The sequence below is a fragment of the Micromonospora sp. NPDC049497 genome (assembly GCF_044465805.1).
Taxonomy (GTDB): Bacteria; Actinomycetota; Actinomycetes; order Mycobacteriales; family Micromonosporaceae; genus Micromonospora.
This window is the reverse complement of sequence record NZ_JBITMC010000010.1, coordinates 54,561-75,901: the sequence shown is the minus strand read 5'-3', so window position 1 is coordinate 75,901 and position 21,341 is coordinate 54,561. Positions and strand designations below refer to the sequence as shown.

Below are 21,341 nucleotides of genomic sequence, written 5' to 3'. Positions count from 1 at the left end.
ATGTGTCTGATCAGCTGCATTTAGCGATGTGGGTGGTTCCGTTGGAACAGCTTCCGTTGTGGGGACCGAGCACCGACGAAGAGCCGAGACCGAAACCAGTCCTGGCACGACCGGCGAAACTCCGCCTCCTGATCACAGTGAAAGCGGCACCCAACCCCTCCGCCCGGTACGGAGAGACGGTCTGCGTCGGGGCACTGGGCATCGACCCACCCTGGACGGGATGGATTCGCCTCTACCCGGTCCACTATCGAGACCTTGACGACGACGGCAAGTTCCACAAGTACGACATCATCCGTGTTGAGGCGCTGCCAGCCAGACAGGACCAGCGGCACGAGAGCTGGAAGCCGATCGTGGACACCATCACCCCCGAGCGGCACCTCGCCAGTCAGCAGTCGCGTCGAAACATCCTCGATCCACTCGTCGAAGACTCCATGTGCCGGCTCAAAGAACAGGCCCGCGACGACCCGAGCGCACGATCGATCGCGCTGATTCGCGTGGCCGACATCTCGGCTCTACAGGTCAAGCGACACCCCGGCTGGTCGGCGGAGGACCGCAAGAAGATTGCTGGCTACCTCAACCAGCTCGACCTACTGGCACCGGCCAAGCGCAGTCCGCTTCAAGCACCACGATTCACCGGCGCCTACCGCTACCGCTGCGCAGACCGTCATTGCCGCGGCCACCAGCAGACACTCTGGGACTGGGAGTTCGTCGCCCTACAACGCCGCTTGGACCAGCTCACCGACGCGGAGGCCGCAGAGCAGCTGAGAAACAAGTTCCTCACCCAGCTCTGCGCCGCTGACCGCGACGTCGCCTTCTACGTAGGCAACCAAGCGGCAAGACCGCAGTCCTTCAGCATCGGCGGTGTCTACGCACCGCGACGGCCCACCGCGCGATACCGATCGAACCTCAACCGATGATGTCGGCCAGCACGTCGGCATGGCACGCGTCCTCGACGCGGCACCAGCACGCCAACTGCTTCCCCGTGAGTTCCCGACGCGCCCGGTCAACAAGGGCCGGCTGACCCACAAGCCACCGCCTGTAGAGGCGTAACGCCTCCGCCCGATCATGCTTCCGAACGCTGAACGGATTGGCCCAGGGAGAACGCCGCAAACCGAACCCCTGCCGCCCCACATACACGGCACCCGGCGGCACCACCGGGTGATAGAGGTCCCCCTGCACGCGAACCCGCCGATGTCCCCCCACGCCACCAGCGTAATCCGCCAACGACGGACTCGGCGTGGATGCTCGAAGGGAGCGCATCGACGCCTGGGCAGGGACCGCCCCGATCAACGCGAAGGGCCCTGCAGGATGACGAGGAGTGCGGGCGTCCATGGAACGGCGACGCATCCGGGCCACGCCAACCGAGTCCAACGGCTTCCGGGTACCCGCCAATCATCCAGCCCGCGCACCTTGAGCGCCGCTAACAATATCCACAGCTTCGCTGCTTTTTCGCACCACAGCTGGCGCGCTCACCCTTGGACGGTTCGCCCACGCCCGATGGCCGCCTCAATGGACTCCTTCAACCGGCTGATCTCTTCATTGGTCCGATACCGAAAGGACATCGACAGTGCGTCTTCCATAGGCGGCCTGCCGCCGAGGAATAAGCCGCGTTGCTCAGGCACCGGCGACTGGCCCTCGACAATGACTTGTATATAGCCGTGGTTCCAGTGTGTAGCAGGTTTGACAACGACCGTGTCGATCTGATTGATGGTTACGGCGCGATGACCCTTCATTTGAGGACCAAAGCCGTCCTTGACGATTGTGACGATGTGGCCGTCGAACTCCACGCGCCCTAGCAAACCCTTTACAACCATCGGCTCGACTGATGAGTCGAGAACCGGGGCCGGTGTGAGCACCTGTTGTGCTGCAGGCTGGCGCTCCGGCTCTATGGCGACCACGAGGGGACCGTGGACTGACGGCTCGAAGTCTGGAGCCGCCTGCAAGTTACCGGTGTCTGCCACGGCAGAGGTCACCAGTGCCAGGACATCGTCGACCGTAGCCGGTCGCTGGGTCGGGTCGTCGCGGGTCATCACCTCGACCACGGTATGCCAGGGCGTCTCCGCTGGCACCAGCGGCCGGTTGGCTCGCGGCCACTGCTTCGTGCGAGCCCAGCCAATGAGCTGTCCGAGGCTGTAAATGTCGGCTTGTGGGCCGGCTTCGTGGGCATCGTCGGACAGCTCCGGCGCGGCGAAGCCCTCGGTGCCGTAGAGCACGCCGACCTGGGTGCGCCCGGGCTGACTCGTCCGGCCCCGCGGCCGTCGGCCCAGTCCCCAATCGGCGACGGCCCAGATTCCGTCGATCCTCAAGATGTTGGCCGGCTTCAGATCACGGTGAACCCAGCCTTCCTTGTGTGGCTGCCGAAGGCCCTCGCAAATCGCCTTGACGAGTTCGAGAAGACCCAGCGGACTTTCAAACTCGTCGAGAGTCTCGGCCGCAGTGTCCGACGCCAGGGGCATTACGAGCCAACGGGCGGCTGGGTCGAAGTCAAGGACCGGTACGACGTGAGCGTTGTCGCCGAAACGTTGCCCTGCCTCGACCTCGCGACGCATGCGCGCGACGTTCTCCGGATTCTTAATCTTCAGCCTCTTGAACGCTACCCGGGCACCGCTCGCGCGGTGCCGAGCGCCGAAGACAATCGCCTGCCCACCGTCGGCAATTGGTTTGGGTTCCAGCGCGTACTCGCGCCGCTCCCCTTTTGCCGCCAACCGTAGCTGATGAAGCGGCGTCGCCGTACCTACCTCGGCAGGCTGGGCCCGATGTGGAAGCGTCGCTTTGAGGATCACCGGTCGAGGCAGCTGAAGATCGTTGCCGCGGACATCGCCGAGGATGTAGACGTACTTGCTTAGGGCCACTGCCATGCCCTGAACCTTGTTCAGCCTCAACCGCGCCAGCAGCTCGGTACTCCGGCCGAGAACGTCGGTGCGATAAATCGTTACGCCCACGCCACTGCCACTTGCCGATCCGGTAAGAACCGTCCAGGCATTGAGCGCGATCACGTGGTTGGGGTACGGCTGCTCCGATCTGACCTGGTCAGCAGACCGCACGGCGCTGCTGCGGGAGAGATCAACGACACCACTGTTGCCGCCGGCCGCGAGATAGAAGCTACGGCCATGCAGCCATGTCACGCCATGAACGCTCGCGTTGAAGCCGACCGCGTACGTTTGCTGCCGCCCGAACTGGTCTGCGATGCGCGTCAGTGACAGTGTGTCGGAGCCCCCGCCGAACTCCACTCCGGTCCCCGACAGCACCCACGCATCGCCCTCACGATCCGCACACAGACCGACCACGCCGCGGAGACCCCCGGCGATCGGGACAACCTTTTCGTCGCAGTAAGCGATGACGGTGTCATGGCAGATCACCAGCACCGACCCGTCCCCCCGAACGAGGGGGGCACCGCGTAGCCCTCGCATCGCCAGAAACCAGGTTCCGGTACCACGCCTTACATCAACCTCAATCAACCCATCCGCAGTGGTTAGCAGCAACCTCCGGTCATCCATGACCGCCATGCCCGTCATCTCCGGCCAGCCCGGCCGGCCTCCGAGAACTTGACGGACCCGCACGTCGCCCTCGACCCTGTCCACCAGTTCCCACGGCGGAGGTACACGATCGGGCGGCGCGAACTGTAGGCAGGGCGCCGGCTGCTGGATTGTGAGGAACCGGGTCAGGGACAAGTAGGGCTGAGCGTCGAAGATCGCCTGTTGGGCGACAGCTTCCAGCAGCTCTACCGGGTTCACTAGCCCGCCAAGCATTGCCTCAAGATGGTGCCGATCGAGCAGCATCACATCATCGCTTACCTCGACCGACTCCGGATCGAAGCCTTGCATCGATAGCACTGCCGGTCGCAGCGTCGCTGTGGCACGCGCTCCCACCATGGCGACATGAGCCACAGTCAAGGGCTCATCAATACCAGCGATCTCCACTGAGATGTTCATCGAGGGCAGCGGCACGGCGACAGTTCTGGCCGGGGTCAAGACGCCCGGCCGAGACCGACGCGCCTTCACCTCGTAACGGCTCAGGGCCCCGACGACCAGATCAGACAGCCGGTCGACGCGATCCGGCTCAGTCGCTGCGCCATCAAGGAGCGCGCCATACACAGCGATCAGTTCACTCGAATCTGCATCCGCCACTCACGACCTCCCTCGGCGTCGCGACGATTGTCCTCCACGCCACTGTGCGTCAGCGTGCCGGCTCAGTCACCGAGGTGTACTCGCTACACACTTGCCGGCGGGTTCCAAGGAACCCCGACGTCTGATCGAGTTCTTCGAAGGGCGCCTGCCCGTTGGCGGTATGGAGGTTCCACTACCTGGTGGCGCGACACCGCGTCCCACCGGCGCCAGCCCCGTCCAACGGCTCCCGAGCACCCACCGAGCGACCCCCACCACCGACGTACACGAAAAAGGCCCCGACCCAGTGTGAACCACCAGGTCAGAGCCTTGATCGTTGGTGCGCCGCCAGGGACTCGAACCCCGAACCCGCGGATTAAGAGTCCGCTGCTCTGCCAGTTGAGCTAGCGGCGCTCGTCGGCAACGGGGAGAAGATTAGCACGCCCTCCGAGGGGGGTTCCAATCCACTCCCCGGCTCCTCCCTTCGGCCCCGCTTACCAGTCAAAAGGGGCAAAACTCTCGCTCGCACCGCGACGGGGCACTGAGAGACAGCGGCCATGCGGCACGATGTCCGCCAGGCACGCGAGAACAGAGGTGGGGATGGGCAGGTTCACGCGGTCCGGGGCGATGGTGGGCGCCCTGGCACTGGCGGCGACGCTGGCACTGGGCGGCTGCGGCGCCGAGAAGAAGGAAGCGGAGTTCGTCAGCGGCGGCACGTCGGCCACGAACGCACCGACCGAGTCCGCCGCGCCCGCCGAGCCCAACGGCCCACCGCTGGCGGTGACACCGGCCGACGGCGCGAAGGACCGCCCCGCCAGCGTGGAGATCGGGGCCGACCTGCCCGACGGCGCGAAGGTGTCGAGTGTCACGCTCGCCGCCGCCGACGGCGGGACGGTGGAGGGCAGGCTGCGCGCCGACGGCTCCTCCTGGGTCCCGTCCGCACCCCTGAAGTACGGCACCCGCTACACCGCCACCGTCACCGCGACGCGGGCCGACGGCACGAGCAGTGAGGGCACCAGCACCTTCACCACGATGAAGAAGCCCAGCAAACTGATCAACTCGGGCCTCTACCTCTTCGACGACAAGACGTACGGCGTGGCCATGCCGGTGGTGACCGAGTTCCACCCGGGCATTCCGGAGAAGGACCGGGCGGCGGTCCAGCGGCGGATGTTCGTGCGGACCGACCCGCCGCAGCCGGGTGCCTGGCACTGGGTGGAGAACGGCACGCAGGCCTACTACCGGGCCCGGGAGTACTGGAAGCCCGGCACGACGATCAGCGTGCGGATCGCCCTGGCCGGCATCCCGCTGAGCAACGGCCGGTACGGCAACGTCGACCGTACGGCGACCGCGAAGATCGGCCGGGCCTTCGAGATGAGGGTCGACAACGCCACCAAGAAGATGACCGTCCTGGAGGACGGTCAGGTGGTCCGGACCGTGCCGGTGAGCCTGGGCAAGAAGAAGACCCCGTCCTCCAGCGGCACGATGGTGGTGATGGAGAAGCTGGAGTCGACCGTCTTCGACACCCGGGACGATCCCGACCCGGAGAACCGCTACGTCACCGAGATCGACTACGCCCAGCGGCTCACCTGGGGCGGCGAGTACATCCACGCGGCACCGTGGTCGGAGCACGTGCAGGGCCGGCAGAACGTCTCGCACGGCTGCGTCAACGTCTCCACCGCGCACGCCCGCTGGCTGTTCCAGAAGACCATCGTCGGCGACCCGATCACCATCGAGGGCACCGAGCGTCAGCTCGCCGCCGGTAACGGGTGGACGGCCTGGAGCCTGAGCTGGGCGGAGTTCGTCAAGGGCAGCGCTCTGCCGGTGCCCGAGGGTGGTTCCGGCCCCGCCTTCTGACCGATCGCCGGCTGTCGACCCGTACGCTCCGCGCGAGGTGCCAGAATTCGGACATCTCGCTCGGAGTGTTTCGGTTCACCTTCCGGAACGGGTACCTGTCCTGGCACGTCTGTGAGGCACCATGGGCAACCAGGCACCACGACTGTGAGGGAATCATGCGAGCTGTCTCCGACCAGCGGAACCGGCACCGCGGGCGACGCCGTGCACTCGCGGCGGGCCTGCTCGCCGCGGTACTCACCGTCACCGCCGCCTGCACCTCCGACGACGGTGGCACGTCACCCAACTGGCAGGGCGGCGGCGACGCGCCGGCGAGCGCGCCGAAGGCCGCCGCGACCATCGTCGAGCCGGCCGCCGACGCGAAGGACGTCCCCGCCTCCACGGGCATCACCTTCACCACGAAGGACGCCCAGGAGACGACCGTCGAGCTGAAGGACTCGGCGGGCACGGCCGTCGAGGGCACGCCGGCGGCGGACGGCGGCAGCTGGCTGCCGACCGGCGCGCTGGAGTACGGCGAGACGTACACCGCCACGGTGACGGCGACCGGCGACGACGGCAGGCCCGCCACGGCCACGAGCACCTTCACCACGATGGCGAAGCCGGCCAACCAGGTACGGGTGAGCAGCTTCCTCGGCGACGGCCAGGTGGTGGGCGTCGGCATGCCGCTGATCGTCAAGTTCAGCCGGGACATCCCGGAGGACCACCGGGACGACGTGCAACGCCGGATGACGGTCACCTCGACCCCGGCCCAGGAGGGCATCTGGCACTGGGTCAGCCCGACCGAGATCCGCTACCGCCCGAAGGAGTTCTGGAAGGCGAACAGCACCGTGGTGTACCGGATCCAGGCCGGCGGCCTGCCCCTGGGCGACGGCTGGTACGGCCGCGCCGACCTGACCGTCGACATCAAGGTCGGTCCGGCGGTCGTCATGACGGTGGACAACAGGACGAAGCGGATGACCGTCACGAAGGACGGTTCCGTGATCAAGACGATCCCGGTCAGCCTGGGCAAGAAGACCACGCCGTCGTCCAGCGGCACCATGGTGGTGATCGAGAAGCTGCGCAAGACGGTCTTCGACACGTTGGAGGAGCTTGGCCCCGTGGACGGCTACCGCACGAAGATCGACTACGCGCAGCGGCTGACCTGGGGTGGCGAGTTCATCCACGCCGCGCCGTGGTCGGAGGGGCAGCAGGGCCGGGTCAACGTGTCGCACGGCTGCGTGAACGTCTCGATGGCCAACGGGGCGTGGCTCTTCGCGAACACCCGCGTCGGCGACCCGATCACCGTCAAGGGCACCGAGCGGAAGCTGCAGAACGGCAACGGCTGGACCGACTGGAACATGAGCTGGGAGGAGTACGTCAAGGGCAGCGCCCTGCCGTACGAGCCGGCGTCGGCCGAGCCGACGGCGAGCGCCGACCCGGACGTCAGCCCGACGCCCTGACGGGTGACAACGACGAAGGCCCCCTCCACGCGGAGGGGGCCTTTCGTTCACCGGGTGACTGATGGGAATTGAACCCACGACAACCGGGACCACAACCCGGTGCTCTGCCAACTGAGCTACAGCCACCATGCCGTCCGCCCCGGTCGATCGCCCCCGGGCGGGTGCGGAGAAATCATAACCCCACGACCGGCGGATCCGTCCACCGGGTTACCGCCATCCCGGCTTCGGGCGGGACGGCGGCCTCAGAGCTCGGCGGCGATCGCCCTGGCGGTCTCCACGTCGGGGCCGGGCAGCGGTACGAAGAGGGTGCGCCGGTAGTACTCCAGCTCCCGGATGCTCTCCCGGACGTCCGCGAGGGCCCGGTGCGCGAGGCCCTTCTGCGGCTGGCCGAAGTACACGCGCGGGTACCAGCGCCGGCACAGCTCCTTGATCGACGACACGTCGATCATGCGGTAGTGCAGGTGGGCGTCGAGGCGGGGCATGTCCCGGGTGATGAATCCCCGGTCGGTGGCGATCGAGTTCCCGCACAGCGGGGCGGTACGCGGGTCCTTGACGTGGCTGGTCACGTACTCCATGACCAGGTCCTCCGCCTCGGCGAGGGTGACCGTGGACCGGCGGACCTCCTCGGTCAGGCCCGACTTGGCGTGCATGGTGCGGACGATCTCCGGCATCGCGTCCAGCGCCGCCTCGTCGGCGTGGATCACCACGTCGACGCCCTCACCGAGCACGTTGAGATCGGGGTCGGTGACCAACGCCGCCACCTCGATCAGCTTGTCCCGCCCGAGGTCGAGCCCGGTCATCTCACAGTCGATCCACACGAGAAGATCAGCCACCGGCACAGCCTACGCGCAGCCCACCGGCCGCGCGCCGCGCACCGACCCGGAGGCCGCCCGCTAGGGTTTCCCCGTGCCAGCCGAACCCGTCGCACCACCCGCCACCACCGACGACGGCCACGGCGGCCGTACGGTCCGTCGACTCGTCACCGTGCTGGCGCTCGCGGCCGTGCTGCCGGCGCTGTATCTGCCCAACCTGAAGCACGACTTCTTCGACCTGAAGATCTACATGTCGGCCATGGACTGGTGGCGGGCGGGCAACCCCCTCTACGACTATGTCCAGCCGGACCGGGTGCAGGGTGAGCTGTACTTCACCTACCCACCATTCAGCGCCCTGCTGCTGTGGCCGTTCGCCCTGTTCAGCGTGACGGCCACCGCGTGGATCTTCTCGATCCTCACCGTGGTCGCGGTCGTGGTCACCACCCGCTGGCTGCTCGACGGCGTGATCGCCCGGCACCACCTGCCCCGAATGTTCACGCTCACCGTGGCGGTGCTGCTGGTGCTCGCCGTGGAGAGCACCCGCGAGACGATCACCTTCGGTCAGATCAACATGCTGCTGGTCGTGCTGATCCTGGCCGACCTGCTCTTCGCCGTACCGAAGGCGCGGCGCTGGGCCGGTGTGGGCATCGGCCTGGCGACGGCGCTCAAGCTCTTCCCGGGCATCTTCATCGTCTACCTGCTGGCCTGCCGGCGCTGGCGGGCGGCGGCGGTGGCCAGCGCCACGGCGGCCGTCGCGACGCTGCTCGCGGCGGCGGTCGCGCCGCGCGACTCGTGGCGGTTCTGGACGCACGAACTGTGGGCGACCGAGCGGGTGGGCCGCACCGACTACACCGGCAACCAGTCGCTGTTCGGGCTGCTGAGCCGGATCACGGCACCGGAGAGGCCCGACCGGCTGCTCTGGCTGGTGCTGGTCGCGGCCATCGCCGCGTACGGGCTGTGGCGGGCCGCGCGGGCCGCGCGGGCCGGTGACCCACTCGTCGGCCTCACCCTGACCGGCCTGGTCGGTGCGCTCATCAGCCCGATCACCTGGACCCACCACATCTACTGGTTCATCCCGGCGGTGGTGGTGCTGGCCGACGCGGCCCTCGACTCCGACCCGGCGACCCCGTCCGGCGCGCGCCGCCGCCGCCGGCTCACGGTGTCCGCCGTCGCCGTCTCCGCGATCATCGTGTACGGGGTGGTGTCGTTCTACGACTGGGGCGTCGCGCTCGCCCCCACCGACTCGCCGGGCGAGTTCCTGCTCCGCAACGTGTACGTGCTGCTGAGCCTCGTGCTGCTGGCGACCCTTCCGATCCGGACCCGGACCGAGAAGTTGCACCAAATGGACAGTCTTCCCGGCTAACCCGCAATGGCGCTAATCTGGTCTCAACTACCTCAAGCATCTCGCGGGTAGACACCGATCCCCCGGTGGAGGCGGCCCTCCGCGTCGGCAGCGCGGAGGGCCGCCGTCGTCTCTCCTGTCAGCGCGGACCGCCCGGGGCGGCGGGGCGGAGCCGCGCCTCCGCCGACTCCGCCGGGTCGCGCGGGGCCGGACCGGTCGGCGGGTCGGTCGGGGCGGGCTCCCTCGGCGGCCAGGGGAGCGCCGGGTGGGGGACGAGATCCGCGAGTGTCGTGGGGCGGTGGGCCGGCACCGGGCCGATAGCGGGACGCGGCCGTTCCGCCGCACCGACCGTCACCAACTGCCGGGCGGAAACCGCCGGCCGGCCGCTGTCCCGGGTGGGCTGCGTGCCGAGCCCGCTGAGCGACGTCACGCCGAGCCGACCGGCCAGCACCGGGACCTGGTCCGGCTCGACCACGAACACCACCTCGCGGGGCCGGACCGGGCGCAGCAGCAGGAGGATGGCCAGCACGACGAGCAGCGCACCGCCGGTGAGCAGGCCCGCCATCGCCGGAGAGGTCCAGCCGGACCGCCACTCCGCCCGCAGGTCCAGGGTCACGTCGGCCCGCCCGTCGGGGCGCATCACGACCAGGCTGAGCTGCCGGCCGGCCAGGTCGCGCGGGGACCACTCCAGGGCTCCCATCCCCTCGCGTACCCAGAAGGGTCGGCCGACCGGCGGAACCGCCGCCACGGACGCGGTCGCGGGCCCGGCCGGCTCCAGGCGGACCGGCAGCGGCCCCCGGGACAGCGCCACCCGGCGGACCTCGGCGTGGGCAACCGGGTCCAGCCAGCGCCGGACCTCGTCGGTGGGTGCCAGGCCCACGAACGCGGGTCCGTCCGGCGTGCGCGCCGCGACGCGCAGCAGGGACGACCCGGCACGGGCGAAGGGCGCCTCGGTACGCAGCAGCGCGTCCACGTCCGTCACGACGATCGCGTGCCCCGGTGTGTGGACCGTCTCGAAGCGGGCGGCGAAGGTGCCTCCCGGGTCGGCGTGCCGGGTGAGCTGCCAGAGCGCCCCACCGGCGATCAGTGCCGAGATCCCGACCACCAACAGCAGCGTTCCGACCAGCGCCCGCACGAACCGCATTCGCCTTGTCCCCCTCCGTAGCGGATACCCGGCCGACCATACCGAGGCGAAGCCGCGGATCAGCGCATATCAGGCCGCAACGGGGAGAAAGGCGACCGGCCCGGCGGGAAGGGTCCCGACGGGCCGGTGCTCAGGCGCGGGTCACGGCTTCGGCGTGGACTCCCGGCGCGTACGCGCGAACGCGAGCCCGCCCAGCAGCAGCCCGCCGAGCCCGGCGGCGAGACCGGCGGTCCCGAGACCGGTGGCCAGGCCGGTGTCCCCGGCGTCGTCGTCATCGTCGTCGGCGGCCTCGGCGCCCCCGGCGGTGCCCGGCGTCGGCGCGCCGGACGGCCCGGCGGCGGTCAGGGTGAGCACCGGCGCCGGGCTCTCCGGCTCCTCGGCACCGGCCACCGGCTCCTCGATCCAGCGCTGCACGTTGCCGTCGGAGTACGTCTGGAGCGTCTTGAACACCATCCGCTCGACCTTCGGCAGGGGGCCGAGGGAGACGGGGAACTCCTGGAACTGCCCCGGCTTCACCCCGGCGTCCGCCGCGGCCGTCCAGGTCAGCTTCGCCACCGCCTCGGTGAGCTGGCTGCCGTGCACGTCGACCGGCTGGGCGAGCTTGCGCTTCTCCACCGCCACGGTCCAGCCCGGCACCGGCATCGTCGACACCGACCCGACCGGGGCGTTCTCCGGCAGCACCACCTCCACCTTGACGGTGGACGCCGTGTCGCTCTCGTTGGGCACCCGGAACGCGAACCGGCCGTAGCTGCCCTGGGTCGCCTCCTGCGGGTTGACCGTGACGTGTGCCGAGGCGGGCGACGCGACGCCGAGGACGGCGACGGTGACGGCCCCGAGGGCGAGAGCGGCGGCGGTTGCGGAACGCCGGAGACGGATCATCGGGATGAGAGCCCTTCTGCTTACCGGACGGGCACGGTGGCGGTCACCGTGGCCTGGTCGATGTCGGACGTACGGACGGTCACGCGCAGCTGCCAGTCCCCCGACGCCGGCAGGCTGATCTCGCCGGTGGCGTGGTTGTCGGTCAGCGGCAGCAGCGGCACCTCGATCGGCTCGATGCCGGCCGACGGCAGGGCCGCCGTGGCGCGCCACTCGACCACCGGCTGGGGCCGGTTGTCGAGGGTGTACGCGTAGAAGTGCACGGTGTTGTTGCCCCGCTCGGCCGGGTCCATCTCGACCTGGAGCGAGTACAGCGAACTGGTCAGGGTGGTGGAGAAGTAGCCGCTCTCCCCACTGGTGGTGTCCGTGACGGCGGTCCGCGCCGGGGTGGTCTGCACCAGCGTCGCCGACAGGCCGAGCACGATCGCGGTGATCGCCAGCTCCGCCCAGATCGCCCGCCGGACGGGCACCGGCCGGCCGGCGGCGGTCCGCCGCCGCACCAGCGCCCGGGAGTACGCGGCCACCCCGATGACCAGCACGAACAACCCGATCTTGCCGAGCAGCAGCCGCCCGTACGTGGTGTCGACGAGGGCGCTCGGGCTGCCCACCTCGATCAGCGCCTGCACGGTGCCGGCGAGCAGCAGCGCGGAGACGGCCAGTGCCGCCCAGCGGGACCAGATCGGCAGGATCGCCCCCAGTTCCCGCTCGTCGGCGCGGCGCAGCAGGAACCCGGCGAGCATCACCAGGCCGCCCAGCCAGACGGCCATGCCGCCCAGGTGCACGGCGTCGACGACGACGGAGACGGCCGGCGCGGGCGACGCCGCCGGGTGCCCGGACAACGGCCAGGTCAGCAGCGCCGCCGTACCGAGGACACCGAGGATCACCAGGTCGGTGCGGCCGACCGGCCCGGCGAACAGCGGCCGGAGCAGGAACGCCGCCGCGGCCAGCAGGCCCAGGCGGACCAGGTGCGTGGCGCCGAAGGTGCTGCCGAGCACCCCGGAGAGGCCCTCGCCGCTGACGTCGAAGGGGCCACCGCCGTTGGTGTAGGGCACCTGCAACCAGACCGTGGCCAGGGTGGAGAGCGCCACCAGCCCGAGGCCCGTCCAGGCCAGCCGGGCCGGGCCCGAGCGGGACAGCCGGCGCGGCCACAGCGCGGCGAGCACCAGCGCCGGCCCCACCAGCAGCGCCAGGCCGGCGTAGCCCACGTACTTGGCGACCTTGATCCCGTGCGAGACGACGGGGTCGGCGCGGCTGTCGTCACCGGAGTCGGTCGGCGGCGTCGAGGGGGCCCCGACCGAGTAGGTGAACGCCCCGGAGACCGGGTGGCTGTCGGCCGAGATCACCCGGTAGCTCACCAGGTACGTGCCGCGGCCGGCGGCGGGGTCGACTCCGATGGTCACCACCCCGCCGTCGAAGCCGGGGTCGCCCCGGTCGGCGCGGGAGCCGTCCGGCGCGATGACCCGGATCTTCCCGGTCACCTCGCGGACCGGCTCGCTGAAGGTCAGCACCACCTCCGACGGGGCCTCCGGCACCACCGCCGAGGAGTTCGGGCTGCTGCTCACCAGCACCGCGTGGGCGCTGGCCGGCTCGGCCGGCGCGAGCAGCAGGGCGACGACGGTGACCAGCAGGCCGGCGGTGGCGGCGAGCCGGGCGGACCAGCGGCGGTGGGCGGCAGTCATGGCGATCATGCTCGCCCAGAACACCCTCCACCGGCCAGCCGGGCCGGCCAACGCCTGCGCGTCGTCCGCCGGCCGCGCCGCTGCCGGGCCGGAACGCGGGAGGCCGGGACCGGACCGCGTCACCCGCGCCCCACCGCGACCGCCGCCCGCAGCGGCCGGTCGGCCTCGTCGCTGACCCGGCCCAGAGCCCAGAGCAGACCCGCCTGCACCACGGCGGCGAGGTGGCCGACCTCGTGCACGAGCGCGGTGGTGGAGTTGGCGATGTCCACCGCGCTGGTGCCCGCCAGGCACACCGCCAGCACCAGGGCCACCGGTACGAACGCACGCGCCCGCTCGGGCCGCCACGCGGCCAGCGCGAAACCGACCGCCAGGGCGATGTCGAAGGAGGCCATCTCCCGGCTGGTGTGCGGGTCGGCGGCCACCCCCAGCCCGGCGAGCAGCACCGGCAGCGCGACCGCCACCTGGGCGACCGCCGCGACCGCGACCGCGACCCGCAGCACCTGACGTCGGGCCCGCAGCGCGGCCACCGGAACCGCCCGGGCCACCGCCGCGTCGGCGGCGACGGCCGCCAGCACCGGAGCCGTCAGGTCGGGCACGGCCACCGGTCGCACCCGGGCCAGCCGGGTCACCCGCTCGGCCCGGGCCAGCCACGACCGGCACCCCGGACAACTCTGCGTGTGCGCCTCCAGCACCGTCGGTGCCGCCTGCGGGTCCTCCCCGTCCAGCCGCGCCGACAGCGCCTCGCGTACGTCGTCGCAGTTCATGAGCGGGTAGTCGACCGGCGGGTGGGAAAAGTTCCCGACGTGGCGCAGGCCATGGAAGGGCCGAAGGACCCTCCCGCCGCACCACGCTCCGCGTAACCTGGTCTGTCGTGATCCCCGTCCCGCGCGCAAGCGCCGCCACCGGCCCGGCCGACGACGCGGTCACCGCCGCGCGCGAGTCGGCGACCGAGTGGGCGCTCGCCGCCCGCGACGGGGACCCGGTCGCCCAGGCCGCCTTCGTCCGGCTCACCCAGGCCGAGGTGTGGCGCTTCGCGGCCGCTCTGGTCGACCCGGACAGCGCGGACGACCTGACCCAGGAGACGTACCTGCGGGCGTTCCGGGCGCTGCCCGGCTTCGAGGGTCGGTCCTCCGCCCGCACCTGGCTGCTCGGCATCGCCCGGCGGGCGTGCGCCGACCACCTGCGCACCGTCGTCCGCCGGCGCCGCCTCGACGCCCGGCTCGCCGCCGACGCGTGGACCGACCGGCCGCACCCCGACCCGGCCGGCCACCTGGGCGCCGCCGACCTGGTCCGCCGGCTCCCCGCCGAACGGCGCGGCGCGTTCGTGCTCACCCAACTGCTCGGCCTGTCGTACGCCGAGGCCGCCGCCGTGGAGGGGGTGCCCGTGGGCACCATCCGCTCCCGGGTGGCCCGGGCGCGCAACGACCTGGTCGAGGCCGTCGGCGACGCCCTCGCCGGCTGAGGCGGGAACTTCCCCGGGGGACGGAACGACCAATGACCGTGACCGCACCGCTGACCCGGACCGCCCGCTGGCCCGCCCTCCGGCCCTGGCTCGGCACCGCCGCACGGCTCGGGCTGGCCACCGTCTGGCTCGTCGCCGGCGCGACGAAGGTGGGCGACCTGGCCGCCTCCGGTCGCGCCGTCAACGCGTACCAGGTCCTGCCGTACGACCTGGCGACCGTGATCGGCGCGGCGCTGCCCTTCGTCGAGCTGGCGCTGGGCGTACTCCTGCTCCTCGGGCTGGCCACCCGACTGGCCGCCGGGGTCTCCGCGGCGCTGCTGGTGGTGTTCATCGCGGGCATCGCCTCGGCCTGGACACGCGGCCTGGCGATCGACTGCGGCTGCTTCGGCAGCGGCGGGCAGCTCGCCGAGGGGCAGGCACCGAGCTACCTGCCGGAGATCCTCCGGGACCTGGGATTCCTGGCGCTGGCCGGGTTCCTGCTGATCTGGCCCCGCACCCCGTTCTCGGTGGACGGCTGGCTGACGGGTGAACCCGCCGTGGAGGACGAGGATGAGTAGTCGCAAGGGACGCAACGAGGCCGCCCGCGTGGTGCGGGAGCAGATGGCCCGGGAGCGGCGGCGCAAGCGCACGCTCTGGATCTCGGTCGCCGCCGTCGCGGTGCTGGTCGTCGCCGGCCTCATCGGGTGGAGCGTCTTCCGGGGCCAGCAGGCCGACGGGTACACCGCCCCGCCCGGCGCGAACGACACCGGCACCGGCGTCGTTCTCGGCTCCGGGCCGGTCACCATCGACCTGTACGAGGACTACCTCTGCCCGGCCTGCAAGCAGTTCCAGCAGGTCAGCGGCGACACGATCAACCAGCTCGTCGACGAGGGCAAGGCCCGGGTCGTCTTCCACCCGGTCGCGTACCTCGACCGCTTCTCCACCACCGAGTACTCCACCCGATCCTCGGCCGCCTCCGGCTGCGCCGCCGAGGGCGGAAAGTTCCGGGAGTTCAGCGACGCGCTCTTCGAACGGCAGCCGCCCGAGGGCGGGGCCGGCCTGAGCGACGACCAGCTCATCGACATCGGCGCGGGCGTCGGGCTGGACCGCGACGACTTCGGCTCCTGCGTACGCGACGGAAAGTACGAGGCGTGGACCGAGCACGTCACCTCCGAGGCCAGCCGTGCCGGCATCACCGGCACCCCGACCGTCCAGGTGAACGGCAAGCCGGTCGCCGACCGCTCCCCCGACGGCATCCGCGCCGCCGTGGAGGCCGCCGGCTGATGCGTACCCTGCTGACCCGCGCCGGGCTGCTGCTCGCCGGGGCCCTCACCGCCACGCTCGCGACCGCCACGCCGGCCGCCGCGCACGGCGCGGACGCCCCCGACGGCACCGACTACCGCACCGAGGTCACGGCGGTCACACCGGCGCGGCCCGGTCTGGACGTACGGACGGTGGAGGCCGGCGCCCGACTGGAACTGACCACCACCGGTGACCGGACCGTCGAGGTGCTCGGCTACTCCGGGGAGCCGTACCTGCGGGTCGGCCCGGACGGGGTGTACGAGAACCTGCGCTCCCCCGCGACGTACCTCAACCGGACCATCGCCGGGGACACCCGCGTACCGGCGGAGGCGAACCCGGCGGCCGAGCCCGACTGGCGCCGGGTCGACGACTCGTCCACCGTCCGGTGGCACGACCAGCGGGCACTGTGGCGCGAGGCGGCGCCACCGCCGCAGGTGCGGGCGGCCCCGGACCGGGAGCACCGGGTACGGGACTGGGTCGTGCCGTTGCGCGACGGCACCGAGCCGCTGGAGGTGCGCGGCACGCTCGACTGGGTGCCGCCGCCGGACGCGTACACGTGGTGGGTCGTCGCCACGCTCGGCCTGCTCGCCGTCGGCGCGCTCGGGCTGCTGCCGGCCGCGTCCGCGCCCGGTGCGCGGGCACTGCGTGTCGTGGGCGCGCTGCTGGTCTCCGGCGGTGTCGCCGCCGTGGTCTCCACCGTCGGCCGGGAGGTCGACGGGGGTGCCTCCGGTGTCGGGGGCGTCCTCGTCGGGCTGCTCGGCGGCCAGGTGTGGGCGCTGCTGACCGGGCTCGGCGCGATCGCCGCGGGCGCGTACGCGCTGGCCCTCCGGCCCGCCGCCGACTTCGCGGTCGCGCTCGCGGGCGCCTGCCTGGCCCTCTTCGCCGGGCTGGCCAACGCGGCCGTCTTCGCCCGCTCGATCGCCCCCGCCCCCTGGCCGGCCACCACGGCACGCCTCCTGCTGGCACTGGTGATCATCGCCGGAACGGGCGCGGTAGCCGCGGGCGCCCTCCGCCTCCACAGCGCCTCCCGCACCCCCACCCCCCCGCCTCCCGGAGGAGCAGTTTCACGGAAATAGTGGCCATCCACGCGAGAATGGCCACTATTTCCGTGAAACTGCAGAGCCTGCGCAGCGGGCGGAACGGGGTCAGCGGGGGGTGGGGTGGGGCGTGAAGCCGTAGGGGAGTTCGAGGCGGTGACGGGCGAGCAGGGCCTCGTCGGCGAGGATCTCGGGCGTGGGGCCGTCGGCGACGATGCGGCCGCCGTCGAGGATCACCGAGCGGTCGCACAGCTCCAGCGCGTACGGCAGGTCGTGCGTGACCATCAGCAGGGTCACCGGCAGGTCACGCAGGATCCCGGCGAGCTCCCGGCGGGCGGCCGGATCGAGGTTGGACGACGGCTCGTCGAGCACCAGGATCTCCGGGTGCATGGCGAGGACGGTCGCCACCGCCACCCGGCGCCGCTGCCCGAACGACAGGTGATGCGGGGCGCGGTCCCGGTGGGCGGACATCCCGACCGCGTCCAGGGCCTCGTCCACGCGGGCGGCGAGCTCCGCCCCGCGCAGCCCCAGGTTGGCCGGGCCGAACGCCACGTCCTCGGCGACCGTGGGCAGGAAGAGCTGGTCGTCCGGGTCCTGGAAGACGATACCCACCCGGCGGCGCACCTCGCCGAGCGTCGCCCGGTCCGGGCCGACCGTGAGGCCGCCGACGGTGACCGTCCCCTCGGTGGCGGTGAGGATGCCGTTGAGGTGCAGCACCAGCGTGGTCTTCCCGGCGCCGTTCGGCCCGAGCAGCGCCACCCGGTCGCCGCGCGGCACGGTCAGGTCGACGCCGTGCAGGGCGACGTGCCCGTCCGGGTACGCGTACCGAACGCCGCGGACGTCGAGCGAGACAGGCTGCACGCCACCGATCATGTCAGCACGACGGCGGCGGCGGCGACGGTGGCCGCCAGGACGGGCACGGTGGCCGCGACCAGCCACTGCCCGGCCGTCGCCGCGCCCGCGCCCTGCCACACCACCGGCATCCGGCCGGTGTAGCCGCGCGACAGCATCGCCAGGTACACCCGCTCGCCCCGCTCGAACGCGCGCAGGAACAGCGCGCCGATGCCGGCGGCGAAGCCGCGCAGCTGCCACAGGAAGCGCGGGTCGTCGCCCCGGGACATCCGGGCCACCCGCATCCGGCGGGTCTCGCCGACCAGCACGTCCAGGTACCGGAGCATGAACGTGGCGATCTGGGTGAGGATCTGCGGGCAGTGCAGCCGGTCCAGGCCGACGATCAGGTCCCGGGTCGTCGTGGTGGCGGCCAGCAGCAGCGACGCGAGGACGCCCAGGGTGCCCTTGGCGACGATGTTCCACGCCCCGTAGAGGCCCTCCTCCGACAGCCGCAGCCCGAGGACCTCGACCCGCTCGCCGGCACCGAGGAACGGCAGCGCGACCGCGAACAGCACGAACGGCAGCTCGATCAGCGAGCGGCTCAGGAGCCACCCCGGCCCCACCCGGGCCAGCGCGGCCACCGCCACGACCAGCAGCGCGTACGCACCGAAGGCCCAGAACGCCTCGCGGGGGGTGGCGACCACCGCCAGGGTGAAGACCACCATCGCGGCGATCTTCACCTCGGGCGGCAGCCGGTGCACGGGTGAGCCGGACTCCCGGTACAACACGTGCGCGTGCCCGGCACCCATCGTCGTACCCCCTCAGCCGGCCGTGCCGGCCGGCGTGTCCGCGCGGTCCGTGGTGTCCGTGTCGGCGGGCGCCGGGCCACGACGGCGCACCAGCCAGAACGCGCCGCCGGCCACGGCGAAGGTCAGGAGTACGCCGAGCACGCCGGACAGCCCGGTGGAGAGGAACTCGTTGTCCACGCCCGACACCCCGTAGTCGGCCAGCGGGCCGCCCACCTCGTGCTCCTCCTCCCGCTGGGCGGGGCAGGTGCCGCCGGTGATGGTGCCGTCGGCGTCGACCGTGCAGCCCTTGAGCAGGGACGAGTCCAGCCCGTCCGGGTCCGACGAGGCGAAGTTGCTCATCACCCCGGCCAGGAGCAGGGCGACCAGCAACCCGCCGACGACGAATCCCCAGGAACGCTTCTTCACCGGACACCTCCGACGGCGGGGACGGGCGCGGGCGCGGCCGGCTTCAGGGCGCGGAGCGCGTACACGAGATCGGGCCGGACCTTCGCCACGGTGGCCACGGTCGTCGCGGTGATCAGGCCCTCGCCGATGCCGATCAGCAGGTGGGTGCCGGCCATCGTCCCGGCCAGGCCGGCCAGGTTGCCGCCCAGGTCGGCGGTGCCACCGAGTTGGTACTGCAGGACGAAGCCCATCGCGGCGGCCACGACGCTGACCAGACCGGAGACGAACGCGGTCACGGTCAGCCCGGCCGGGGTGCGCGGCAGCACGCGCAGCAGCAGGGCGATCAACAGGTACGCGGCGGCCGTGCCGAGGACGGCCAGGTTGACGATGTTGGGCCCGAGCATCGCCACGCCGCCGTCGCCGAAGACCAGCGCCTGCACGATCAGCACCACGGCCACACAGAGCGCGCCGACCCACGGCCCGACCAGCATCGCGGCGAGCGCGCCGCCGAGCAGGTGGCCACTGACGGCGGCCGTGAAGATCGGGAAGTTGATCATCTGGACGGCGAAGATGAACGCGGCCACCAGGCCGGCCATCGGCGCGAGGCGGTCGTCCAGGTCACGCCGGCCACGCAGGACGCAGACGGTCAGCGCCACGAGTGCGACCGCGGCGAACGCGGCGGCGACGGGACCGTCGAGGATCCCGTTCGAGATGTGCAACGCCAGGGTTTCCACGCGACCTCCCACGCGTCGGCGGGTCCGTCCTCGCCGGCGGAGGCCAGCTTATTTCCCGAGTCTGACTGTTGCCAAGATATTGCAACAAGCCGAGGGGTTGATCACGGATACGGCCCGCGTCGCCTCCACCGGTCCCCGCGAGGGCGGCGGTAGGGTCGTGCCATGACCGCGCCCGACCGCCTCTCCCCCGGCGACCCCGCACCGGAGTTCACCCTGCCCACCGACGCCGGCGAGACGCTCTCCCTCGCCGGCCTGCGTGGCCGCAAGGTCGTGCTGTACGCCTACCCGGCCGCCATGACCCCCGGCTGCACCAAGCAGGCCTGCGACTTCCGCGACTCGCTCGCCTCGCTCCAGGCCGCCGGCTACGAGGTCGTCGGCATCTCCCCCGACAAGCCGGAGAAGCTCGCGAAGTTCCGCGAGCGCGACGCCATCACCTTCCCCCTGGTGTCCGACACCGACAAGGCGGTGCTGACCGCGTACGGCGCGTACGGCGAGAAGCAGATGTACGGCAAGACCGTCACCGGTGTGATCCGCTCGACCTTCGTGATCGACGCCGACGGGAAGATCGAACGGGCGCTCTACAACGTGAAGGCCACCGGGCACGTCGCGAAGCTCCGCCGCGACCTCGGCCTGGACTGAGGATGTCGGACCGGGCCACTACGGTCCGTACGTGGTCCGGTACCGGTACACCCCGGAGGCGCTCGCCGAGGCGGCCGCCGCCGCGCACAGCGTCACGGAGGTGATGCGGCTGCTCGGCGTACGGGTGAGCGGCGGCTCCCACGCCCACATCAGCCGGCAGCTGAAACGGTTCGGCGTCGACACGTCGCACTTCACCGGCCAGGCCCACCACCGGGGCCGGCGGGCGCAACGGCGTACGACCTCGATGCAGGTGCTGATGGAGCTGCCACCCGGGTCGCGGCGCACACCAGGCACGCGCCTCAAGTGGGCCCTCGGCATCATCGGCGTGCCCGAGGAGTGCGAGGAGTGCGGCACCGGACCGACCTGGCGTGGCCGCCCCCTCATCCTCCACGTCGACCACGTCAACGGCGACTTTCTGGACAATCGCCCGCCGAACCTCCGGCTCCTCTGCCCGAACTGCCACAGTCAGACCGGCACCTACGCCGGGCGCAACCGACGGCGACACCGCACCGCTCCTTCGGGCCACGACGATCCGCCCGAGCCCGCCGACGTGCCGTCCGGTTCCGTCACCCAACGGGTTGACGAGATCGTCCGGCGCTTCGTGGCGGAGGAGCTGACCGCCGTCCAAGCCGCGGAGCGGATCGGCTGCCATCCCCACACCATCTACCGGCTCGCTCGCCGCCTGCGCGAGACGGGCACCGCGGCGCCAAGGCACCAGGGCCCGCGGCTCTGCTCGTCGGAGGACGGGAAGCTGGTGATCCGCTACGCCCTCGCCGATCCGGACCTCGGAGCCAGGAGACTCGCCCGGCTGCTCAGCACGGCGGAAGGACGGCCGGACCTCACTCCGGGGCGGGTCGCCGCCATCCTGGCCTCCGCCGGGCTCACCACGGTGGCGGCCCGACGCTCTACACTCTGAGG

Annotated in this window: 21 protein-coding genes and 2 tRNA genes; 10 read left to right on the top strand and 13 right to left on the bottom strand. The window is 71.5% G+C overall.

Going from position 1 to position 21,341, the window contains the following annotated elements:
- Positions 1–26 precede the first annotated feature (26 nt).
- On the top strand, positions 27–917 hold the full coding sequence (locus ACIBR0_RS15965; protein ID WP_396716425.1) for a hypothetical protein: 891 nt from the start codon (positions 27–29) through the stop codon (positions 915–917).
- Here the strand turns inward: ACIBR0_RS15965 and ACIBR0_RS15960 are convergent.
- The 3 genes from ACIBR0_RS15960 to ACIBR0_RS15950 all read right to left on the bottom strand — a co-directional run bounded on the left by ACIBR0_RS15960 (position 907) and on the right by ACIBR0_RS15950 (position 4,517).
- Positions 907–1,260: a DUF4326 domain-containing protein gene (locus ACIBR0_RS15960; protein ID WP_396716423.1), complete on the bottom strand. Its 354-nt coding sequence runs from the start codon at positions 1,258–1,260 to the stop codon at positions 907–909. The two genes, ACIBR0_RS15965 and ACIBR0_RS15960, sit on opposite strands and share 11 nt — an antisense overlap.
- Before the next feature lie 209 nt (positions 1,261–1,469).
- Positions 1,470–4,127: a protein kinase gene (locus ACIBR0_RS15955; RefSeq protein WP_396716188.1), complete on the bottom strand. Its 2,658-nt coding sequence runs from the start codon at positions 4,125–4,127 to the stop codon at positions 1,470–1,472.
- 314 nt (positions 4,128–4,441) lie between these two features.
- A tRNA-Lys gene (locus ACIBR0_RS15950) sits at positions 4,442–4,517 on the bottom strand.
- Positions 4,518–4,703: 186 nt separating this feature from the next.
- Here ACIBR0_RS15950 and ACIBR0_RS15945 point away from each other — a divergent pair.
- Entirely contained in the window at positions 4,704–5,957 is a 1,254-nt protein-coding gene (locus ACIBR0_RS15945) for an Ig-like domain-containing protein (RefSeq protein WP_396716186.1), read from the top strand.
- A gap of 155 nt (positions 5,958–6,112) precedes the next feature.
- Positions 6,113–7,393 carry an Ig-like domain-containing protein gene (locus tag ACIBR0_RS15940; protein ID WP_396716184.1) on the top strand — a complete coding sequence of 427 codons (1,281 nt, stop codon included), beginning with the start codon at positions 6,113–6,115 and terminating at the stop codon, positions 7,391–7,393.
- A 53-nt stretch (positions 7,394–7,446) separates the two neighbouring features.
- Here ACIBR0_RS15940 and ACIBR0_RS15935 read toward each other — a convergent pair.
- Both ACIBR0_RS15935 and orn read right to left on the bottom strand, forming a co-directional pair.
- A tRNA-His gene (locus ACIBR0_RS15935) sits at positions 7,447–7,519 on the bottom strand.
- 116 nt (positions 7,520–7,635) lie between these two features.
- The gene (gene orn, locus ACIBR0_RS15930) at positions 7,636–8,232 is read right to left on the bottom strand and encodes an oligoribonuclease (protein ID WP_357029152.1); all 597 of its coding nucleotides are present in this window, start codon (positions 8,230–8,232) and stop codon (positions 7,636–7,638) included.
- Between the two features lie 67 nt (positions 8,233–8,299).
- Between orn and ACIBR0_RS15925 the strand changes: the two genes are divergently transcribed.
- The gene (locus tag ACIBR0_RS15925) at positions 8,300–9,568 is read left to right on the top strand and encodes a glycosyltransferase family 87 protein (RefSeq protein ID WP_396716182.1); all 1,269 of its coding nucleotides are present in this window, start codon (positions 8,300–8,302) and stop codon (positions 9,566–9,568) included.
- 118 nt (positions 9,569–9,686) lie between these two features.
- Here the strand turns inward: ACIBR0_RS15925 and ACIBR0_RS15920 are convergent, their stop codons facing one another.
- The 4 genes from ACIBR0_RS15920 to ACIBR0_RS15905 all read right to left on the bottom strand — a co-directional run bounded on the left by ACIBR0_RS15920 (position 9,687) and on the right by ACIBR0_RS15905 (position 14,010).
- The gene (locus ACIBR0_RS15920; RefSeq protein WP_396716180.1) at positions 9,687–10,691 is read right to left on the bottom strand and encodes a hypothetical protein; all 1,005 of its coding nucleotides are present in this window, start codon (positions 10,689–10,691) and stop codon (positions 9,687–9,689) included.
- 141 nt (positions 10,692–10,832) lie between these two features.
- Positions 10,833–11,570, bottom strand: coding sequence for a YcnI family protein (locus ACIBR0_RS15915; RefSeq protein ID WP_396716178.1), 738 nt, complete (start codon positions 11,568–11,570; stop codon positions 10,833–10,835).
- 20 nt (positions 11,571–11,590) lie between these two features.
- Positions 11,591–13,255, bottom strand: coding sequence for a copper resistance CopC/CopD family protein (locus ACIBR0_RS15910; protein WP_396716176.1), 1,665 nt, complete (start codon positions 13,253–13,255; stop codon positions 11,591–11,593).
- Positions 13,256–13,365: 110 nt separating this feature from the next.
- The gene (locus ACIBR0_RS15905; protein WP_396716174.1) at positions 13,366–14,010 is read right to left on the bottom strand and encodes a zf-HC2 domain-containing protein; all 645 of its coding nucleotides are present in this window, start codon (positions 14,008–14,010) and stop codon (positions 13,366–13,368) included.
- Positions 14,011–14,117: 107 nt separating this feature from the next.
- On the opposite strand from ACIBR0_RS15905, the gene ACIBR0_RS15900 reads away from it, so the two are divergent.
- From ACIBR0_RS15900 to ACIBR0_RS15885, 4 genes are read left to right on the top strand one after another with little or no spacing between them, the layout of a single operon-like run.
- Positions 14,118–14,708, top strand: coding sequence for a sigma-70 family RNA polymerase sigma factor (locus ACIBR0_RS15900; protein WP_396716172.1), 591 nt, complete (start codon positions 14,118–14,120; stop codon positions 14,706–14,708).
- 32 nt (positions 14,709–14,740) lie between these two features.
- On the top strand, positions 14,741–15,265 hold the full coding sequence (locus ACIBR0_RS15895) for a MauE/DoxX family redox-associated membrane protein (RefSeq protein WP_396716170.1): 525 nt from the start codon (positions 14,741–14,743) through the stop codon (positions 15,263–15,265).
- Complete coding sequence (locus ACIBR0_RS15890; protein WP_396716168.1) at positions 15,258–15,971, top strand: DsbA family protein; 714 nt, start codon at positions 15,258–15,260, stop codon at positions 15,969–15,971. Before ACIBR0_RS15895 ends, ACIBR0_RS15890 begins: the two co-directional genes overlap by 8 nt.
- Positions 15,971–17,065, top strand: a complete 1,095-nt coding sequence (locus ACIBR0_RS15885; protein WP_396716166.1) for a hypothetical protein — start codon at positions 15,971–15,973, stop codon at positions 17,063–17,065. The genes ACIBR0_RS15890 and ACIBR0_RS15885 overlap by 1 nt, the downstream gene beginning before the upstream one ends.
- 69 nt (positions 17,066–17,134) lie before the next feature.
- Here the strand turns inward: ACIBR0_RS15885 and ACIBR0_RS15880 are convergent, their stop codons facing one another.
- Genes ACIBR0_RS15880 through ACIBR0_RS15865 form a run of 4 tightly spaced genes read right to left on the bottom strand, consistent with a single transcriptional unit; the run spans position 17,135 to position 19,784 of the window.
- Complete coding sequence (locus ACIBR0_RS15880; RefSeq protein ID WP_396716165.1) at positions 17,135–17,899, bottom strand: energy-coupling factor ABC transporter ATP-binding protein; 765 nt, start codon at positions 17,897–17,899, stop codon at positions 17,135–17,137.
- On the bottom strand, positions 17,896–18,666 hold the full coding sequence (gene cbiQ / locus ACIBR0_RS15875) for a cobalt ECF transporter T component CbiQ (RefSeq protein WP_396716163.1): 771 nt from the start codon (positions 18,664–18,666) through the stop codon (positions 17,896–17,898). Before cbiQ ends, ACIBR0_RS15880 begins: the two co-directional genes overlap by 4 nt.
- A 12-nt stretch (positions 18,667–18,678) precedes the next feature.
- Positions 18,679–19,071 (bottom strand): PDGLE domain-containing protein, encoded by a 393-nt coding sequence (locus ACIBR0_RS15870; protein WP_396716161.1) that lies wholly within the window; start codon positions 19,069–19,071, stop codon positions 18,679–18,681.
- Entirely contained in the window at positions 19,068–19,784 is a 717-nt protein-coding gene (locus ACIBR0_RS15865; protein WP_396716159.1) for an energy-coupling factor ABC transporter permease, read from the bottom strand. Before ACIBR0_RS15865 ends, ACIBR0_RS15870 begins: the two co-directional genes overlap by 4 nt.
- A 162-nt stretch (positions 19,785–19,946) precedes the next feature.
- Here ACIBR0_RS15865 and bcp point away from each other — a divergent pair, with 162 nt between their 5' ends.
- Together bcp and ACIBR0_RS15855 are read left to right on the top strand one after the other, a co-directional pair.
- The gene (gene bcp, locus ACIBR0_RS15860) at positions 19,947–20,423 is read left to right on the top strand and encodes a thioredoxin-dependent thiol peroxidase (protein ID WP_357038144.1); all 477 of its coding nucleotides are present in this window, start codon (positions 19,947–19,949) and stop codon (positions 20,421–20,423) included.
- A 31-nt stretch (positions 20,424–20,454) separates the two neighbouring features.
- On the top strand, positions 20,455–21,339 hold the full coding sequence (locus ACIBR0_RS15855; RefSeq protein WP_396716157.1) for a hypothetical protein: 885 nt from the start codon (positions 20,455–20,457) through the stop codon (positions 21,337–21,339).
- The last annotated feature ends 2 nt before the right edge of the window (positions 21,340–21,341 follow it).

What these genes read in the sequence shown, in the direction of transcription:
- ACIBR0_RS15965 (WP_396716425.1), top strand. Translation starts at nt 27, where the DNA reads ATGTGGGTGGTTCCGTTGGAACAGCTTCCGTTGTGGGGACCGAGCACC.
- ACIBR0_RS15960 (WP_396716423.1), bottom strand. Translation starts at nt 1,260, where the DNA reads ATGCGCTCCCTTCGAGCATCCACGCCGAGTCCGTCGTTGGCGGATTAC.
- ACIBR0_RS15945 (WP_396716186.1), top strand. Translation starts at nt 4,704, where the DNA reads ATGGGCAGGTTCACGCGGTCCGGGGCGATGGTGGGCGCCCTGGCACTG.
- ACIBR0_RS15940 (WP_396716184.1), top strand. Translation starts at nt 6,113, where the DNA reads ATGCGAGCTGTCTCCGACCAGCGGAACCGGCACCGCGGGCGACGCCGT.
- ACIBR0_RS15920 (WP_396716180.1), bottom strand. Translation starts at nt 10,691, where the DNA reads ATGCGGTTCGTGCGGGCGCTGGTCGGAACGCTGCTGTTGGTGGTCGGG.
- ACIBR0_RS15915 (WP_396716178.1), bottom strand. Translation starts at nt 11,570, where the DNA reads ATGATCCGTCTCCGGCGTTCCGCAACCGCCGCCGCTCTCGCCCTCGGG.
- ACIBR0_RS15910 (WP_396716176.1), bottom strand. Translation starts at nt 13,255, where the DNA reads ATGATCGCCATGACTGCCGCCCACCGCCGCTGGTCCGCCCGGCTCGCC.
- ACIBR0_RS15905 (WP_396716174.1), bottom strand. Translation starts at nt 14,010, where the DNA reads ATGAACTGCGACGACGTACGCGAGGCGCTGTCGGCGCGGCTGGACGGG.
- ACIBR0_RS15895 (WP_396716170.1), top strand. Translation starts at nt 14,741, where the DNA reads ATGACCGTGACCGCACCGCTGACCCGGACCGCCCGCTGGCCCGCCCTC.
- ACIBR0_RS15890 (WP_396716168.1), top strand. Translation starts at nt 15,258, where the DNA reads ATGAGTAGTCGCAAGGGACGCAACGAGGCCGCCCGCGTGGTGCGGGAG.
- ACIBR0_RS15885 (WP_396716166.1), top strand. Translation starts at nt 15,971, where the DNA reads ATGCGTACCCTGCTGACCCGCGCCGGGCTGCTGCTCGCCGGGGCCCTC.
- ACIBR0_RS15880 (WP_396716165.1), bottom strand. Translation starts at nt 17,899, where the DNA reads ATGATCGGTGGCGTGCAGCCTGTCTCGCTCGACGTCCGCGGCGTTCGG.
- cbiQ (WP_396716163.1), bottom strand. Translation starts at nt 18,666, where the DNA reads ATGGGTGCCGGGCACGCGCACGTGTTGTACCGGGAGTCCGGCTCACCC.
- bcp (WP_357038144.1), top strand. Translation starts at nt 19,947, where the DNA reads ATGACCGCGCCCGACCGCCTCTCCCCCGGCGACCCCGCACCGGAGTTC.